This window comes from Sinorhizobium sojae CCBAU 05684, assembly GCF_002288525.1.
Classification (GTDB): Bacteria; Pseudomonadota; Alphaproteobacteria; order Rhizobiales; family Rhizobiaceae; genus Sinorhizobium; species Sinorhizobium sojae.
In genome coordinates this window covers 2,653,842-2,670,337 of the sequence record NZ_CP023067.1, presented here as the reverse complement: position 1 = coordinate 2,670,337, position 16,496 = coordinate 2,653,842, and the positions used below count along the sequence as shown (strand labels likewise).

Below are 16,496 nucleotides of genomic sequence, written 5' to 3'. Positions count from 1 at the left end.
GCAGCGCATCGAACTTTCCGAAAATCGAGTACGGTTCTCGGGCCGATGCGCTAGTGATTTGCTCGAAGCGCCATAAATTTCCTCAAACGCGACGCAAGCCGCTTGACTTCCTCTCTGTCACGAAATATTTGCGACGGCGGGACACCCCTCCCCAACGAGGGGCTTTCTATCTGAGAGGATAGCATATGACGAAGCCTGCCAAGCCGGCCCTGCGCCCGGCCAATACCCGTTTTTCTTCTGGTCCTTGCGCGAAGCGTCCCGGCTGGACGCTCGAAGCCCTTTCCGATGCCGCGCTCGGTCGTTCGCACCGCGCCAAGGTCGGCAAGGCGAAGCTCAAGCAAGCCATTGATCTTACCCGTGAAATTCTCGAAGTTCCGACTGATTACCGCATCGGCATCGTGCCTGCTTCCGACACTGGCGCCGTCGAAATGGCGCTCTGGTCGCTGCTCGGCGCCCGCGGCGCCGACGTGCTCGCCTGGGAGAGCTTTGGTGCAGGCTGGGTCACCGACGTGGTCAAGCAGCTGAAGCTTGCCGACGTCCGGCGCTTCGAAGCCGACTATGGCGAACTGCCGGATCTCTCGAAGGTCGATTTCGACCGGGACGTCGTCTTCACCTGGAACGGCACGACTTCGGGCGTTCGCGTCCCGGATGCGGATTTCATCCCGGCTAACCGCAAGGGGCTGACAATCTGCGACGCAACCTCGGCCGCTTTCGCCCAGGCGCTCGATTTCTCCAAGCTCGACGTCGTCACTTTCTCCTGGCAGAAGGTACTGGGCGGTGAGGGTGCCCATGGCATGCTGATCCTGAGCCCGCGTGCGGTGGAGCGGCTGGAAAGCTACGTCCCCGCCTGGCCGCTGCCGAAGATATTCCGCATGACCAAGGGCGGCAAGCTGATCGAAGGCATCTTCACCGGCGAGACGATCAATACGCCGTCGATGCTCTGCGTCGAGGATTATATCGACGCGCTTCTGTGGGCGAAGTCGCTCGGCGGCCTCAAGGCGCTGATCGCGCGTGCGGATGCCAATGCCGAGGTCATTCACCGCTTCGTCGCGGCAAACGACTGGATCGCCAACCTTGCGGCCAAGCCGGAAACGCGCTCCAACACCTCCGTCTGCCTGAAGATCGTCGACAAGGATGTGGCGGGGCTCGACGCGGATGCGCAGGCAGCTTTCGCCAAGGGCGTGGTCGCGCTCCTCGACAAGGAGGGCGTCGCCTTCGACATCGGCCATTATCGCGATGCGCCCTCCGGCCTTCGCATCTGGGCCGGCGCGACGATCGAGACCGCCGATCTGGAGGCCCTGATGCCCTGGTTGACCTGGGCCTTCGAGACCCAGAAGGCGGCACTTGCGCAGGCGGCCGCCTGATCCGATGCGCATCCTTCGCTCTCAAGGAGGGCGAAGCACTCTTTTCATCAGACCAGATTCTTGAAGGAGGCCTCCATGGCACCTCGCGTTCTCGTATCCGACGAACTGTCGGAAACCGCCGTCCAGATCTTCCGCGACCGCGGCGTCGAAGTGGATTTCGAGCCGAAGCTCGGCAAGGACAAGGAGCGGCTTGCCGAAGTGATCGGTAAATATGACGGCCTGGCGATCCGCTCCGCCACCAAGGTGACCGAAAAGCTGATTGCGGCCGCCACCAACCTGAAGGTCGTCGGTCGCGCCGGCATCGGCGTCGACAATGTCGACATTCCCGCCGCTTCGCGCCGCGGCATCATCGTCATGAATACGCCGTTCGGCAATTCGATCACCACGGCCGAACACGCGATCGCGCTGATGTTCGCAGTCGCCCGCCAGCTCCCCGCCGCCGATACCTCGACGCAGTCCGGCAAATGGGAAAAATCGAAGTTCATGGGTGTCGAGATCACCGGCAAGGTGCTAGGCGTAATCGGCGCCGGCAATATCGGCTCGATCGTCTGCGCCCGCGCCATCGGCTTGAAGATGCACGTCGTTGCCTATGATCCGTTCCTGTCGAAGGAGCGGGCCGAGGAAATGGGCGTCGTGAAGGTCGAGCTCGACGAGCTGATCGCCCAGGCGGACTTCATCACCTTGCATGTTCCGCTCACCGACAAGACGCGCAACATTCTGAGTGAGGAAGCGATCGCCAAGACCAAGCCCGGCGTACGCATCATCAATTGCGCCCGCGGCGGGCTCGTCGACGAGAAGGCGCTTGCCGAGGCGCTGAAGTCGGGCCATGTCGCCGGCGCCGGTTTCGACGTCTTCGAAGTGGAGCCCGCCACCGAAAGCCCGCTCTTCGGGCTGCCGAATGTCGTCTGCACCCCGCATCTTGGCGCCTCCACGTCGGAGGCGCAGGAGAACGTGGCGCTGCAGGTCGCCGAGCAGATGTCCGACTATCTCGTCAAGGGCGCCGTCTCCAATGCCATCAACATGCCGTCGATCACGGCGGAGGAAGCGCCGATCCTCAAGCCCTTCATCCGCCTCGCGGATGTGCTTGGCGCCTTTGTCGGACAGGTGACGGAAAGCGCCATCAAGGAGATCGAAATCCTCTATGACGGCTCGACGGCGGCAATGAACACCAAGGCGCTGACAAGTGCCGTGCTCGCCGGGCTGATCCGGCCCCAGGTGGCCGACGTCAACATGGTTTCGGCGCCGATCATGGTCAAGGAAAAGGGCATTATCCTTTCCGAGGTCAAGCGCGACAAGACGGGCGTCTTCGACGGCTATATCAAGCTGACGGTGACGACGGCGAACCAGACGCGCTCGGTCGCGGGAACGGTCTTCTCCGATGGCAAGCCGCGCTTCATCCAGATCAAGGGCATCAACCTCGATGCGGACGTCGGCAACCATATGGTCTACATCACCAATACCGACGTTCCCGGCATGATCGGCTTTATCGGTACGATGCTCGGCGACGCCGGCGTCAACATCGCCAACTTCCAGCTCGGCCGTGAGAAGCAGGCCGGCGATGCGATCGCGCTTCTCTATGTCGATGGGCCGGTTTCCGAGGCCGTGCTCGACAGGCTGCGCGCCAACCCGGCAATCCGGCAGGCCAAGCCGCTGGTCTTCGACGTCGACTGAGCGGCGCTCTTCGGACGAAACAAAATTTCCCCTCCCCCTTGTGGGGAGGGGTTTGGGGAGGGGCCCACCCTTCCCAATACCATCATTTTGGCGGTTTCGGCCGCCCTCGCTCGGCAATGGCGATGCCGCCAAGCACGAGCAGCATTGCCACCAGATGGAACAGGTGGAAGGTCTCCCCAACGAGCAGTACGGAAAGCAGAGTGCCGAAGACCGGTATGGCGTTGATGAACAGGCCGGCGCGGTTGGGACCGATCATCTCGACGCCGCGGACATAGAGGACCTGTGACATCAGCGACGGGAAGATCGCGGCATAGAGCACGATCGTCCAGCCGGTCGCATCCGGAAGAATCAGGCCGCCGCTTCCGGCTTCCCAGAGGAGGAGCGGAATGGAGCTGATGAGCGCTCCGAAGGCCGGAACGGCGATGAAGCTCTGCCAGTGAATGGCTGGTTTCCAGCGCAGCGTGACCGTGTACACCGCATAGACGATGCAGGCGAGTATCATCAGCGCGTCGCCGAAATTAAGCTGCAGCCTCAAAAGACTTGCGAAGTCTCCATGCGACGCGGTGGTGAGCACGCCGATCAGCGTCACGGTGAAGCCGATAGCCTGGGCGACCGATGCGCGCGTGCGGAAGAGCGCGAAATTGAAGAGGAAGATCAGCATCGGGATGCCGGCCTGCAGGATGACGGCATTGATCGCGGTCGTGTATTTCACCGCCGAATAGAGGAAGGCGTTGAACAGCGTGAAGCCGACGGCGCCATAGGCAAGCAACTGCAGCCAATGCTGGCGTATCTTTTCCCAGTCCCGTCGGATCTGCGGCGTCATCAGCGCCAGGATAACGGCGAGCGCGACGGACCAACGCAGCGTCGTCAGCATCATTGGGCTGATATGGCCGACGGCCAGCTTGCCCGCAACCGAATTACCGCCCCAGAAAAGCGAGGTGATGCCGAGATAAAAATAGGCTCTGGAGTTCACGAGACTGGATCCGTATGGGAGGGGACGCAATGAATTGCCGGCCGGCGGAGAGCGTCTGCAGGTATAGGCGGTAAGGCCGCCGCTTGTCATTCAAAAAGGCTTCGCGCAGGGCATAACGGGGTCGCTTTCCGCAAGACAACACAGTATAGATGCGCGGGTTTGAGAACAGCGCAACGTCTTGATGCGCGCGTGAACAGGAAGAAGATTATGACGAATGTCGTGGTGGTCGGATCCCAATGGGGCGACGAAGGCAAGGGCAAGATCGTGGACTGGCTCTCGGAGCGCGCCGATATCGTCGTGCGCTTTCAGGGCGGCCACAATGCCGGCCACACGCTTGTCATCGACGGCGTCAGCTACAAGTTGTCATTGCTGCCGTCGGGCGTCGTCAGGCCCGGCAAGCTTGCCGTCATCGGCAACGGGGTGGTCATCGACCCGCATGCCCTGATCGCGGAAATCGACAAGCTTGCGGCCCAGGGCGTCAAGATCACGCCCGAGAACCTGCGCATCGCCGACAATGCGACCCTCATTCTGTCGCTTCACCGCGAACTCGACGGCATCCGCGAGGATGCGGCCTCGAACAGCGGCACCAAGATCGGCACGACGCGCCGCGGCATCGGCCCGGCTTATGAGGACAAGGTCGGCCGCCGCGCCATTCGCGTCATGGATCTCGCGGACCTCGGCACGCTGCCAGCCAAGGTCGACCGACTGCTGACGCACCACAATGCCCTGCGCCGGGGGCTCGGCGAGACGGAGGTCAGCCACCAGGCGATCATGGACGAATTATCTGCCGTCGCCGAGCGGGTACTCCCGTTCATGGACACGGTCTGGCTGCTGCTCGACCGGCAGCGCCGCAAGGGCGCTCGCATTCTCTTCGAGGGTGCACAAGGCACTCTGCTCGATATCGATCACGGCACCTATCCCTTCGTCACCTCGTCGAACACCGTTGCCGGCCAGGCGGCCGCCGGCTCCGGCATGGGCCCGGGCTCGCTCGGCTATATCCTCGGCATCACAAAGGCCTATACGACCCGCGTCGGCGAAGGGCCGTTCCCGACAGAGCTTGATGACGAGATCGGCCAGTTCCTAGGGGAACGCGGCCATGAATTCGGGACCGTCACCGGGCGCAAGCGCCGCTGCGGCTGGTTCGATGCAGCCCTGGTGCGCCAATCGGTAGCCGCCAACGGCATCACCGGTATCGCGCTCACCAAGCTCGACGTGCTCGACGGTCTCGACGAGTTGAAAATCTGCGTCGGCTATATGCTGGATGGACAAGAGATCGACCATCTTCCCGCAAGCCAGGCGCAACAAGCCTCGGTCAAGCCCGTCTATATTACGCTCGAGGGCTGGAAGGAATCGACGGTCGGCGCCCGCAAATGGGCCGATCTGCCTGCCCAGGCGATCAAATATGTTCGCCAGGTCGAGGAACTGATCGGCGCGCCGGTCGCCCTTCTTTCCACGAGCCCGGAGCGCGACGACACAATACTTGTGACGGACCCTTTTGAGGACTAGTGTCGCGCAAATGCGGCGGCATGGTAATTGCCGCCGCGTGACTGAGAATTGAGAAAGTTACTGATGGCGGATTTTGTTGCAGTTATTCGCAGGACCGTTGACGGCCTGTCGGAAAACACACCGGAAATGCGAGCTCGGGTTTATGAGAAGGCGCGCGGTGCCGTGCGCCGCCAGCTCGAGAACATGAGCCCACGCCCATCGGACGACATGATCAACCGCCAGCTCAACAAGCTGGAAACGGCGATTACCGAGGTCGAAAGCGAGCACGCCGAGGCCTTGCCGGCGATCGAGGAGCCCGAGGCGATCGAGCCGGCTGAGCAGCCGCCTGTCGCGGCGCCGGAGGCGGTGCCGCCCGCAGAGCCGGAACAGACACTGCCCGAGCCGCAAGAGGAGATCGCTCCGCCAGCAACTGCAGTCGTTGAAGCGGCGCCGGCCGCTCCTGAAGAAGTGCCCCACGCCACGGCTGGAGTAGCGCCCGAACTCGAGCCGGAGGCACCGGAGCAGCAGGCGGAAGCAGCGCCTGAAGCCGCCACTGCGCCCGTCGAACGCTACGAGGAGCCGCCGGCCGCAGAAGAAGAGCCGGAATTGACGCCTGCGGCGCCCCAATGGAATGCGCCGGCCGAGGAGCTGGCGACTGAGGGGTCCGCTGTCGAACACGCGCCGGCCGGCGACGAGTTTGCCGAATCGCAGGCGGAGGATCGCCCGCACGCCGCATTCCTCCACGAGGACCGGGGTGAAGCGGAGCCGGCTCCGGTTGAGCCGACCGTTGCGGACGAGCAGCCGGTCGCGGCCGAGCCGGAAGGCGCCGCGCCGACCGAATGGGCCCTGCCGGAATGGGACGATGTCCCCGCCCCGTCGAGCGAGCCGCAGCCGGTGCTCGAGCCCTCCGAGGGCCGGGATCTTGGCGAGCCGGAACGGCTGGGGCTGCACCCAGTCGAACCCGAGGCGGGCGAGGCCGGTCATGCGCCCGAGTCTGAAGCCGAGGCGACCTGGTCCTTCGACGACAAGAATCCTTTTGCGACGCCGTCGGAGAAGAAGGAAGGGACGGCCGAGCCGGAAATTCCCGAGTGGTCCTGGCCGGTAGAAAAGGCGGCCACGGCCACCGGCGAAGAAGAGCGCGCCGGCAGTGCCTGGGACCATATCGACGATCTGCTCGGCTTCCAGGACGGCGATCGGGCGCAGAACGGCGCGAACTCGGCCGCCAAGGAGGACGACAAGGGTGTCGGCGCCGCGTCTGCGGCTGAGCCGGCACGGCCGCCCGTGTCCTATCGTGCCACGCCCAAGACCTCACGCTTCCGCATCAAAGGTCTTCTTTTCGGCGCCGTCATTCTGCTTCTCCTCGGCGGTGGCGGCTATGCGTATTGGGTGAACCGGGAAACGGGCAATGCCTGGCTTTCGGACATGGTCGCCAAAATTATGCCTTCCGAGACCGAAACGTCGGCCCCCACCGCCGATGGGGGTTCTCCGGCCAGCCAGCCGGATGAAGAGGCCGGCGCGGTTTCGCCCGAGCTCGGTTTGACCAAATACACGCAGCGACTGCTCGCGGACGGGACCGAGAGGGACGAGGGTCCGGCCGGCGCAAGCGGCACGGATATTTCTCAGGAAGGCAAGTCGGTGGCGGCGCAGACGGAGGTCGGGCAGCAGCCGGAGGCCGACGGCGCCCCTAATCCGGCAGCCGCGGCCACGGCGGCGGAGAACACCGGTGAGACGGACCTGCCCGAGGTTTCCATTGCGGACGGCGAGAAGATGTTCCTCTACGAGGAGCGGCTCGGCCAGTCGTCGCCCACGGCCATCCCCGGCGCCGTTTCCTGGTCGATCAAAGAGGAATCGCCGGGCGGCGATGCCAAGCCAGAGCCGGCAATCCAGGCGCAGATCGCCGTGCCGGATCGCGGCCTGACTGCACTGATGACGATCAAGCGCAATGCCGATCCGTCGCTGCCGGCGAGCCACGTGATCGAGTTCGTGTTCTCGCTACCGCCGAATTTCGAGGGCGGCAGCATCGATGGCGTGCAACGCGTATCGATGAAGCGTACGGAGCAGGACCGCGGCGATCCGCTGATCGCGGTTCCGGCGAAGATCACCGACGATTTCCACATGATCGCGCTCAACGACTTCGCGGAAGCCGCCAAGGTCAATACCGAACTCCTGCGCAGCCGCAGCTGGATCGATATCCCGATCACCTATCGCAACGGGCGCCGCGCGCTGCTGACGCTCGAGAAGGGCGCTGCCGGTACCGATGTCTTCAACAAGGCCCTGCAGGCCTGGAGTAACCTCGGCAGTGCCGCTGCCAGCGGGCAGTAATAGAGCCTGCTGCAGGTCTCCTTAGATCGAGCTCGATTTAAGGCCAAAGCAGCAACTCAAAGCGCTACAGCGATTTTCCCGCGTCTGAAAAGACGCGCGGCGCTGTGGACGCGAAAAGACAACACCCCGGCAGGGTGGTCATGCCGGGGTTTTAGAGTCTCGAATTCGAGCTTGCGTCGTTTACGCGCCCTCGACTACGCGCCCTCGACGACGCGGAGTGCATTGGCGCGGTCCAGCGCGGCTTTGCGGACGGCATCCTGCACCTTCTCGAAGGCGCGTACCTCGATCTGGCGGACGCGTTCGCGGCTGATGTCGAACTCGGTCGAGAGGTCCTCCAGCGTCACCGGATCTTCGGTGAGGCGGCGGGCCTGGAAGATGCGGCGCTCGCGGTCGTTCAAGACCTTCATGGCGTCGGCGAGCAAGGCGCGGCGGCTGTCGAGCTCGTCCTGTTCGATCAGGATTTCTTCCTGATTGTCGTGCTCATCCACCAGCCAGTCCTGCCACTGGCCCGAGTCGCCTTCGCTGGCCTTGATCGGTGCATTCAGCGAAGCGTCTCCGGACAGCCGGCGGTTCATCGAAACGACTTCGTCCTCGCTCACCTTGAGCGTCGTGGCGATTTCCTTCACCTGCTCCGGCTTGAGATCGCCGTCGTCAAGGGCCTGAATCCGGCCCTTCAGCCGGCGCAGATTGAAGAATAGCCGCTTCTGATTGGCGGTCGTACCCATTTTGACGAGCGACCAGGAGCGCAGGATATATTCCTGGATGGCCGCTTTGATCCACCACATCGCATAGGTCGCAAGGCGGAAGCCGCGGTCGGGTTCGAACTTCTTGACCGCCTGCATCAGGCCGACATTGCCTTCGGATATAACTTCGCCGATCGGCAGCCCGTAGCCGCGATAGCCCATCGCAATCTTGGCGACCAGGCGCAGATGGCTCGTCACGAGCTTATGCGCGGCGCCGCGGTCTTCATGCTCTTGATAGCGCTTGGCGAGCATGTACTCTTCCTGCGGCTCGAGCATGGGAAATTTTCGGATTTCGTCGAGATAGCGGTTTAGACCGCCCTCTCCGGCAGCAATGGTCGGCAAAGTACTGCGGGCCATGAAGCACCCCCTCTTTTTGGTCTCCGGCCTCCAAGACGGCAGGCTGGCGTGGGTCTTCGTTCAGACCCCACGAGCCTAGAAGATAAGTGCGGCGAAAGCATGATTCAAGGAGTCCGGTTTCACGCTGTCGTGAGACCGAAGAGGAAATATCGCGCTTTGAGACCCGTATTAGATCGGAATCCTTCGCCGCAATTTCAAGGGTGATCAGCCGGCGGTCCGCAGCGCCGCGATCAGTTCCTCCATGTCGGCCGGCATTGCCGCTTCGAAATGCATCGTCTCGCCGCTTGAGGGATGCTCGAACTGCAGCATGAAGGCGTGGAGCGCCTGGCGAGGGAAGCGGTTGACCACGGCTTTTGCCGGCTCCGGCAAAAGATTGGCTTTGGTCCGAAAGGCAGCGCCGTAATCGGGATCGCCGAGCAGGGGATGGCCGATATGGGCCATGTGCACGCGGATCTGGTGGGTACGGCCGGTTTCCAGGTGGCACTCGACGGTCGAGACGAGCGCGGTGCCGTCCGGCTTTTCCTGATAGCGCTCGACGACCTCGTAATGGGTGATCGCCTCGCGTGCGTCCTCGCGCTCCTCATGCTTGACGGCCCGCTTTGTCCGGTCTCCCGCCCGTCCGAGCGGTGCGTCGATCGTGCCTTTCAACTGGCGAGGGCGGCCCCAGACGATCGCCCGATACGCACGCTCGAGCGGTCCTGTGCGGCCGTGATCGGCGAATTGGTCGGAGAGATGGCGATGGGCGGCATCGTTCTTCGCCACGACCATGACGCCGCTCGTGTCCTTGTCCAGCCGATGGACGATGCCCGGCCGCCTGACGCCGCCGATGCCGGAAAGGCTTGCGCCGCAATGGTGGATGAGGGCATTGACGAGCGTTCCCGTCCAATTGCCGGCACCGGGGTGCACCACAAGACCGGCCGGCTTGACGAGCACGATCAGGTCATCGTCCTCGTAGATGACGTCGAGCGGGATCGCCTCACCCTTCGGTTCCGGATCTTCCGGTTCAGGCAGGGCGATCTCGAACGTATCGCCCGGGTGTACCTTCTTCTTAGGCTCGAGAGCCGGCGAGCCGTTCATCGAAACGGCACCCTGCTCTATCAGGCCCTTGATACGGTTGCGCGAGAACTCGCCCGAAAGCGCCTCCGTCAGAAAGGCGTCGAGCCGTCCCGCGGCGCTCTCATTCGCCGTCAGGACTTTCCTATTGCCGGTCGCTTGTTTAAAGGGATCGTTCATGCGTTCCAATTCCGATAGAAAGCCAGCCATGACCGCAATCGAGCCCGATGATGAAGAGAAGCCCCTTGATCCGGCGATGGAGAATGTCCGCCGCAAGATGGTGCGCCTGCAACTCGTGTCGGCCGGCGTGATGCTGATCATGCTTATGGCCGTCCTCGGGACGATTGTCTACAAGCTGACGCGCACGGAAGGCGGCCCGGAGACGGTGCAAGCGGCGGTCAGCGTGCCGGCGGACGCGCCGGTGCAGGCGATCGCGGCGCTGCCGGCCGGATTTTCGATAAACGAGGTGGCGCTCTCCGGCTCGCAAGTGCTGTTCTATGGCAGCCTGCCGGGTGCAGAGCCGCGTGTGATCGTCTTCGACATCGGGGCAGGGCGCATCGTCGCGGACATCACCGTCAGGACGAACTGACGGCATGGGCGCGGCCCCTCTGATCCGGATCGACGACCCGTCGGACCCGCGCATTGCGGGCTTGGTGTCGATCAAGGAGCGTGATCTCATCGGACGCGAGGGCCGCTTCATCGCCGAGGGCACCGTCGTCCTGCGCCTGCTGGCAGCGGCGCATCGCTCCGGCCGCGGTATTGCCGCCGAGGCGATCCTGCTCCTGGAAAGCCGCGTTGCCGGTCTTGGGGATCTGCTTGCGAAGTTTCCGCCCGAGGTTCCGGTCTACGTGGCCGATGCCGGCGTCTTCGATGCGATCGCCGGGTTCAACATGCATCGGGGCGTGTTGGCTCTCGGCCGCTGCGATCAACTGCCGGGCGGGGATGCGCTGCTTGCTCGGCTTCCCGCCTCAAGCCTTGTTCTCGCCGCCTGCGGCATCTCCAACCACGACAATATGGGGTCGCTGTTTCGAAATGCCGCGGCCTTCGGCGTTGATGCGGTGCTGATGGACCAGACGAGCTGTGATCCGATGTACCGCAAGGCGATCCGCGTGTCGGTCGGCTCCGTGCTGACGCTACCTTTTGCGCGTGAGGGAACCGCGGCCGAGCTGATCGGGCGGCTGCAGGCGGCGGGCTTTGCGCTCTGGGGCCTTTCGCCGCGCGGCGAAACCGATGTCGCGGAGATCCCGCCGGCGCCGCGCACGGCGCTCCTGGTCGGCACCGAAGGCGAGGGCCTGCCGGAGGCGATCCTGTCAGCCGTTCGGACCGCGCGCATCCGTCAGCGGCCGGGCCTCGACAGCCTCAACGTGGCGATGGCGGCGGGCATTGCGCTCCATCAGGTTGCGCGCGTCAACGGCCGGATCTGACCCGGGCAGGCGGCCGAAACATCCCGGCATAGGGCTCCTCACGGGGCCGGCGACTTGACAAAAAAGCCCAATCCGCGCCTGGCGTTATTTTGACGGCAACAATTCCTTGGCGCGCTTCGCCAGGCTCTTGCGGCTTCCCTGCTTCTCTCCCTCTTCGCCGGCGAGGAGCCCGTGAATCGGCGAGGTGTCGCCTTCGCGCCTGGCGGTGAGCGCGACCATGCCGGCGGCAATCTCCGCCATTTCATCGCGCAGGGCCTCGTCATGGGCGGCGGATCTCGAATTCGTGAGGCGTTCCGAGAGCGCCGTTGCGCGCATACGCATGTCCTCGGAAAGCCTGTCGGCGTCGGGCTCCTGCAGCATGGCCTTCTCTTTCTCGTCCGCATTGCCTACCGCTTTCCGGCTCGGGCCCGGCTGTTTCGGCAGCTTGACACCGGCGGTGCGGAGCGCCTTGGTCGCGTCGCGGATCTCCTGGTTTGCCGTTTTCACCCGCGCCTTCAGCCTTTCTATCTCCTGGGCGCGGCGCTCGAGCGCGCTCTCGCGATCGGCAATGGCGGCGGTTTCACGGGCAAGCTTCGTTTCCAGCTGGCGTATGCGGCTGCCGTCCCGCTCCAGCCGCAACTCCATTTCGCGGGCCCGCGCGTTTTCCGCCTTGAGATCCGCCCGCAGCGCCTCGCGTTCGTCGCGCAGTCCGGCGACACGGCTCTTCAGATGCTCGGCCTCGGTCTCCCGCGCCGCGACATCGATGCGAAGGCTGTCGCTTTCGGCGGCATGCCTGTCCAGTTCCTTCTTCAGCCGGCGAATGGTCTCGCTCTTGTCGCCATCGGCGCGCTGCAGGTTTTCGAATGAGGCGCGCATATCCGCGACCCGCAGCTCGAGTTCGCGGATGGTCGAGCGCATCGTGGTGACCTCGACGTTCATTACCGCCACCTGCGCCTGAAGCTCGGCATTTTCCTCGGCCAGTCGACGCGCTTCCTGGTGCGTCCCTTCGTTCTGCAGCATCAGGGCGACGCCCTTGTCGCGCTCGCGGCGCAAGGCCTGCATGGTTTTGGCGTTTTCGGCGGCGTAGGTCGCGCGGGCGGCATCCCTCTGTGCGCGCACCTCCTGGGGGCTCAAGGGCATGGTTGCTTTCAGCCGATCCTCGGCGAAGCGCACGATGCGCCTCTGGATGGCGGGCGCGATCATCAGACCGAGCAGGACCGCCGTCAGGAAGCCGAGAGCAAAGAGGAGCGCATATTCAATCACGTGCCGGCCGTTTCATCTGGACCGGGCCGCCCATCCGGGACGGCCGGGCGGCCCATTCGTTTTTGCAGTAAAGCATGACGCCTGAAATGACATTTACTGCAAGCTTGCACGCCTTTCCATATCCACAGCGATCAACCCTGCGCGCTCCTCGTTACCGGACGTCAGAACGGATTCCAGGTCGGCTGCTGCGTCAGCTTGAGGTAGCCGACATTGACGCCGAGCCTGGCGCCGATGCCGGTGCGGATCGGCACGACGACGACATGCTCGTCGGTCAGCACCGTCATGCCGACACCGGCGACGACATAGGCCGAGCCGGAGACGCCGCCGAAGCGCTTGTAGAGCGCCGGCACGCTCGGCAGATTGTAGACAAGCATCATTGCCCGGCTGCCCTGTCCACCCCAATCGAGCCCGAGCGACGGGCCCTGCCAGAAGACCGGATGCTGGCCGACATTCTTGGTGTAGAGCTCGCCCTCGCCATAGGTCAGGCCGGCTATGAAGGCGCCGGAACCTTCCTGCCCGAGGATGTAACCGTTCGGCAGCCCGTAGCTTTCGAAGGCGCGCTCCACCACTTTGGCAAGGCCGCCGGAGGTTTCGCCGAAAAAGGTGTGGCCGGCGTCGATGATCTCTTGCATCGAATACTGGCTTCCGTTGGCGGATTGGGCGTGGGCGGCGGAATAGGCGCCGGTTGTCAGGGCGACGCCGATCAGTATGATCGTGGTCAGGATGGCGCGGACAGCCATTGCGGTAGCCTTCATCTTCGGCTGCATCGTTTCCTCCGTCAGGCGCGAATGCGGCGCGCGCGGGCCGTTACGACCAGCTCTTGATCGGTCGTGCGCCACCCGCGGGTCTGGACCATTTTCAAGTGGCTGTGCATGAATGGCACGACCGTCTTGATTGAGCGCACCCTATCCGCTTTCAGTGGTTCCGCGCGAGGCTGGGCCACCGAAATCGGGGTGCCCTGACAATTTGAACCGATGATCTTAACAATCGGTTTACCAAATGTGATGTCATTATGGCTCATCGAGAAATAGGTGTGCTCGCCGGCCGCACGGGGCGTGGCCGGTCGGAGCGTCGCGGGCGTTTGCACCCTCCGCAAGCCCCGGATGGAAGAACCGGACAAGGAACGAGAATGGCAAAGAATCCGAACCTGACGCTGACGGGACCCGATCTGGCCGCGCTGCTGTGCAGCCGGGTTTGCCACGACGTCATTTCGCCGGTCGGCGCCATCAACAACGGCCTCGAACTGCTCGACGAGGGCGGCGCCGATGCCGATGCCATGGACCTGATCCGCACCAGCGCCCTCAATGCCTCGGTCCGGCTGAAATTCGCCCGTCTCGCTTTCGGCGCTTCGGGCTCGGTCGGCGCATCGATCGACACCGGAGAGGCGGAGAAGGCGGCCAAGGATTTTGCCGCCGCGGAAAAGAAGACCGAAGTCACCTGGAACGGCCCGCGCGCGATCATCGCCAAGAATCGCGTCAAGCTGCTCCTGAACCTGTTCCTCATCGCCTATGGCGCGATCCCGCGCGGCGGCTCGATCGAGGTTACGCTGGAGGATCCGGAATTCGACGCCGCCTTCACGCTCGTCGCCAAGGGGCGGATGATGCGCGTGCCGCCGAAGCTCATGGAAATCCTCTCCGGCACCCCGGAGGAGGCGGTCGACGCGCACTCGATCCAGCCCTATTATACGGTGCTGCTCGCCGAAGAGGCGGGCATGACGATTGACGTCGCATCGACTGGCGAAGAGATCGTCTTCACCGCACGCGCCGGGGCCTGATCCGGAGCCGCGCCGCCGCTCACCGAAAATGGCACGAATTGGCTCCCCACCGGTCCGCGTGGCGGGTTCTTGCGTTTTCTTGCCGCTGGCGGAACGCCCCGGATTTCCTTGCTCTCGATGATCATATCCGGACGCGTTAAACGGGGCCGGCAACTTTACCGCGAAACAAAAGAGAGCGTTGACCGAGCGCGGTAACAGTTTCTTTGCCAAATCCGTATAGGATTGTTTCCTGGACGCGTTTTCGCCCGTGAGGCGTGGAGGAGTGAAACATGCGGCGCTTGATGATCGCTGATGGTTCGGATGTTGTAAGGAAGGTCGGCAAGCGCATCCTGTCGGGCATGGGTTTTCTCGTGTCCGAGGCGGCGAGCAGCCTCGACGCTCTGGTGCGTTGCGAGGCCGAGCTGCCGAACATCCTGATTGTCGATGCCGGGCTCGAAGGGGCGCTCGACCTCATCGGCAATATCCGCCGGCTGCCCGAGGGCGCCTCGGTCAAGATCTATTATTGCGTCGTCGAGGCGGACCTGCGCAAGATGATGGCTGGCAAGCGCGCCGGCGCCGACGACTTCCTCCTGAAGCCCTTCGACCGCAAGATCCTGACGAACGTTTTTGCCAGCCAGTCGATGGCGGCCTGAGCGGGGTTTCCGCGACCGGCCTTGAACATGCGGTCCAGATCCTCCCGAAGAAACTTGCCGCGGCTCCCCCGCGGCCCTTTTTTGTCTTGACTTCAACAGGGCGAAGGGTCGGGTAGGGCACGCCTGCAGCGCCGCGTCTTATCGGGTGCCCGGTTGCGATACGGCAGGCTCTCGTCCGGACCTCATCCTTGTGAAGGCGCATCCGCCTTTGATGAAAGCGCAAAGGTTGCTGTAGGGTTTTGCAGCAGCGGCAGGCGCCAAAACGACAAAAACCCGCCCAGGGGCGGGTTTTGCGTCGGGGCGGGTTCGTCGCCCGGGCCAAGCCGGGGGCGCGACGGATTGGAAATCAGGCGGTTTCCAGGTAGTCGTTGCCCTCGGGCTCGCGCAGCACGTAGCCGCGGCCCCAGACCGTTTCGATATAGTTGGCGCCGCCGGCGGCGTTTGCAAGCTTCTTGCGCAGCTTGCAGATGAAGACGTCGATGATCTTCAGTTCCGGCTCGTCCATGCCGCCATAAAGGTGGTTCAAGAACATTTCCTTGGTGAGCGTCGTGCCCTTGCGCAGCGAGAGCAGCTCCAGCATCTGGTATTCCTTGCCGGTCAGGTGCACGCGCTGGCCGCCGACTTCCACCGTCTTGGCGTCGAGGTTGACGATCAGTTCGCCCGTGGCGATGACCGACTGGGCGTGGCCCTTTGAGCGGCGCACGATGGCATGGATGCGTGCCACCAGCTCGTCCTTGTGGAAGGGCTTGGTCATGTAGTCATCGGCGCCGAAGCCGAGGCCGCGGACCTTGTCCTCGATGCCTGCCATGCCGGAGAGAATGAGGATCGGGGTCTTCACCTTCGACAGGCGCAGCGTTCTCAGGACCTCGTAGCCGGACATGTCCGGCAAGTTCAGGTCGAGAAGGATGATATCGTAATCGTAAAGCTTGCCGAGATCGACGCCTTCTTCCCCCAGATCGGTGGTGTAGACGTTGAAACTCTCCGACTTTAGCATCAGCTCAATGCTTTGAGCTGTCGCGCTGTCGTCTTCGATCAGTAGAACCCGCATAGTCTTCCCCTTTTCCGCCGCCCAAGGTCTACGTGGCCCCCCTTACGCGTTACGGATCCAGTCGTTGCCTGATTTGGAGGCTGCCATCAAATGGTTAACAAATTCTGATTCACTCTGGCAAGGTGTATCGAGCGTGTTAAATATTTTTAGCAGTCTCCTGATTCCAAAGGTGAATCTGAAACGGCGTTCCTCATGCGATACATGAGGAGATGCCGATATCTGACTCTCTAGACTCGCAAATAGGCCAAGCGCCACATTTCGTATCTCAGCATTTACGGAGCCTTAAACCATCGTCCCTATGATTAACGATGCCCGTAAACGAAAGGTTACCAGCGGTAGGTGTTTGTTAAGACCGCTGGGGATTTTTCGTTTTCGGCTCCAGGGCGGAGCCGGAGGGGTAGCGCATGG

14 protein-coding genes are annotated in these 16,496 nt (G+C 63.3%); 8 read left to right on the top strand and 6 right to left on the bottom strand.

Translation table 11 applies throughout. The features are described from left to right. Positions 1–185 precede the first annotated feature (185 nt). The gene (locus SJ05684_RS13120; protein ID WP_034855127.1) at positions 186–1,364 is read left to right on the top strand and encodes a phosphoserine transaminase; all 1,179 of its coding nucleotides are present in this window, start codon (positions 186–188) and stop codon (positions 1,362–1,364) included. Between the two features lie 75 nt (positions 1,365–1,439). Continuing rightward, positions 1,440–3,035: a phosphoglycerate dehydrogenase gene (gene serA, locus SJ05684_RS13115; protein WP_034855128.1), complete on the top strand. Its 1,596-nt coding sequence runs from the start codon at positions 1,440–1,442 to the stop codon at positions 3,033–3,035. 82 nt (positions 3,036–3,117) lie between these two features. Here the strand turns inward: serA and SJ05684_RS13110 are convergent, their stop codons facing one another. Beyond that, entirely contained in the window at positions 3,118–4,008 is an 891-nt protein-coding gene (locus SJ05684_RS13110; RefSeq protein WP_034855171.1) for a DMT family transporter, read from the bottom strand. Between the two features lie 207 nt (positions 4,009–4,215). On the opposite strand from SJ05684_RS13110, the gene SJ05684_RS13105 reads away from it, so the two are divergent. Both SJ05684_RS13105 and SJ05684_RS13100 read left to right on the top strand, forming a co-directional pair. Next, positions 4,216–5,514 carry an adenylosuccinate synthase gene (locus SJ05684_RS13105; RefSeq protein WP_034855129.1) on the top strand — a complete coding sequence of 433 codons (1,299 nt, stop codon included), beginning with the start codon at positions 4,216–4,218 and terminating at the stop codon, positions 5,512–5,514. A 63-nt stretch (positions 5,515–5,577) separates the two neighbouring features. Then, positions 5,578–7,815 carry a hypothetical protein gene (locus SJ05684_RS13100; protein WP_034855130.1) on the top strand — a complete coding sequence of 746 codons (2,238 nt, stop codon included), beginning with the start codon at positions 5,578–5,580 and terminating at the stop codon, positions 7,813–7,815. Positions 7,816–8,009: 194 nt separating this feature from the next. Here SJ05684_RS13100 and rpoH read toward each other — a convergent pair whose 3' ends face one another. Together rpoH and SJ05684_RS13085 are read right to left on the bottom strand one after the other, a co-directional pair. After that, the gene (gene rpoH / locus SJ05684_RS13095; RefSeq protein ID WP_034855131.1) at positions 8,010–8,915 is read right to left on the bottom strand and encodes an RNA polymerase sigma factor RpoH; all 906 of its coding nucleotides are present in this window, start codon (positions 8,913–8,915) and stop codon (positions 8,010–8,012) included. A 204-nt stretch (positions 8,916–9,119) separates the two neighbouring features. Further along, positions 9,120–10,148, bottom strand: coding sequence for an RluA family pseudouridine synthase (locus SJ05684_RS13085; RefSeq protein ID WP_034855173.1), 1,029 nt, complete (start codon positions 10,146–10,148; stop codon positions 9,120–9,122). 28 nt (positions 10,149–10,176) lie between these two features. Here SJ05684_RS13085 and SJ05684_RS13080 point away from each other — a divergent pair, with 28 nt between their 5' ends. After that, the gene (locus SJ05684_RS13080) at positions 10,177–10,557 is read left to right on the top strand and encodes a hypothetical protein (protein WP_034855133.1); all 381 of its coding nucleotides are present in this window, start codon (positions 10,177–10,179) and stop codon (positions 10,555–10,557) included. A 4-nt stretch (positions 10,558–10,561) separates the two neighbouring features. Beyond that, a complete protein-coding gene (locus SJ05684_RS13075) occupies positions 10,562–11,392 on the top strand; it encodes a TrmH family RNA methyltransferase (RefSeq protein ID WP_034855134.1) in 831 nt (276 codons plus the stop codon). Positions 11,393–11,476: 84 nt separating this feature from the next. On the opposite strand, the gene SJ05684_RS13070 is transcribed toward SJ05684_RS13075, so the two are convergent. Together SJ05684_RS13070 and SJ05684_RS13065 are read right to left on the bottom strand one after the other, a co-directional pair. Next, positions 11,477–12,634, bottom strand: coding sequence for a coiled-coil domain-containing protein (locus SJ05684_RS13070; RefSeq protein ID WP_034855136.1), 1,158 nt, complete (start codon positions 12,632–12,634; stop codon positions 11,477–11,479). Positions 12,635–12,795: 161 nt separating this feature from the next. Next, positions 12,796–13,401 carry a DUF1134 domain-containing protein gene (locus SJ05684_RS13065; protein WP_034855137.1) on the bottom strand — a complete coding sequence of 202 codons (606 nt, stop codon included), beginning with the start codon at positions 13,399–13,401 and terminating at the stop codon, positions 12,796–12,798. Between the two features lie 362 nt (positions 13,402–13,763). Here SJ05684_RS13065 and chpT point away from each other — a divergent pair, with 362 nt between their 5' ends. Together chpT and SJ05684_RS13050 are read left to right on the top strand one after the other, a co-directional pair. After that, a complete protein-coding gene (gene chpT / locus SJ05684_RS13055) occupies positions 13,764–14,408 on the top strand; it encodes a histidine phosphotransferase ChpT (RefSeq protein WP_034855140.1) in 645 nt (214 codons plus the stop codon). 269 nt (positions 14,409–14,677) lie between these two features. After that, entirely contained in the window at positions 14,678–15,040 is a 363-nt protein-coding gene (locus SJ05684_RS13050; RefSeq protein WP_034855142.1) for a response regulator, read from the top strand. Positions 15,041–15,386: 346 nt separating this feature from the next. On the opposite strand, the gene ctrA is transcribed toward SJ05684_RS13050, so the two are convergent. After that, entirely contained in the window at positions 15,387–16,088 is a 702-nt protein-coding gene (ctrA, locus tag SJ05684_RS13045) for a response regulator transcription factor CtrA (protein WP_026616417.1), read from the bottom strand. Positions 16,089–16,496: the final 408 nt, after the last annotated feature.

What these genes read in the sequence shown, in the direction of transcription:
- SJ05684_RS13065 (WP_034855137.1), bottom strand. Translation starts at nt 13,401, where the DNA reads ATGCAGCCGAAGATGAAGGCTACCGCAATGGCTGTCCGCGCCATCCTG.
- SJ05684_RS13120 (WP_034855127.1), top strand. Translation starts at nt 186, where the DNA reads ATGACGAAGCCTGCCAAGCCGGCCCTGCGCCCGGCCAATACCCGTTTT.
- SJ05684_RS13050 (WP_034855142.1), top strand. Translation starts at nt 14,678, where the DNA reads ATGCGGCGCTTGATGATCGCTGATGGTTCGGATGTTGTAAGGAAGGTC.
- ctrA (WP_026616417.1), bottom strand. Translation starts at nt 16,088, where the DNA reads ATGCGGGTTCTACTGATCGAAGACGACAGCGCGACAGCTCAAAGCATT.
- SJ05684_RS13085 (WP_034855173.1), bottom strand. Translation starts at nt 10,148, where the DNA reads ATGAACGATCCCTTTAAACAAGCGACCGGCAATAGGAAAGTCCTGACG.
- SJ05684_RS13080 (WP_034855133.1), top strand. Translation starts at nt 10,177, where the DNA reads ATGACCGCAATCGAGCCCGATGATGAAGAGAAGCCCCTTGATCCGGCG.
- rpoH (WP_034855131.1), bottom strand. Translation starts at nt 8,915, where the DNA reads ATGGCCCGCAGTACTTTGCCGACCATTGCTGCCGGAGAGGGCGGTCTA.
- serA (WP_034855128.1), top strand. Translation starts at nt 1,440, where the DNA reads ATGGCACCTCGCGTTCTCGTATCCGACGAACTGTCGGAAACCGCCGTC.
- SJ05684_RS13105 (WP_034855129.1), top strand. Translation starts at nt 4,216, where the DNA reads ATGACGAATGTCGTGGTGGTCGGATCCCAATGGGGCGACGAAGGCAAG.
- SJ05684_RS13075 (WP_034855134.1), top strand. Translation starts at nt 10,562, where the DNA reads ATGGGCGCGGCCCCTCTGATCCGGATCGACGACCCGTCGGACCCGCGC.
- chpT (WP_034855140.1), top strand. Translation starts at nt 13,764, where the DNA reads ATGGCAAAGAATCCGAACCTGACGCTGACGGGACCCGATCTGGCCGCG.
- SJ05684_RS13100 (WP_034855130.1), top strand. Translation starts at nt 5,578, where the DNA reads ATGGCGGATTTTGTTGCAGTTATTCGCAGGACCGTTGACGGCCTGTCG.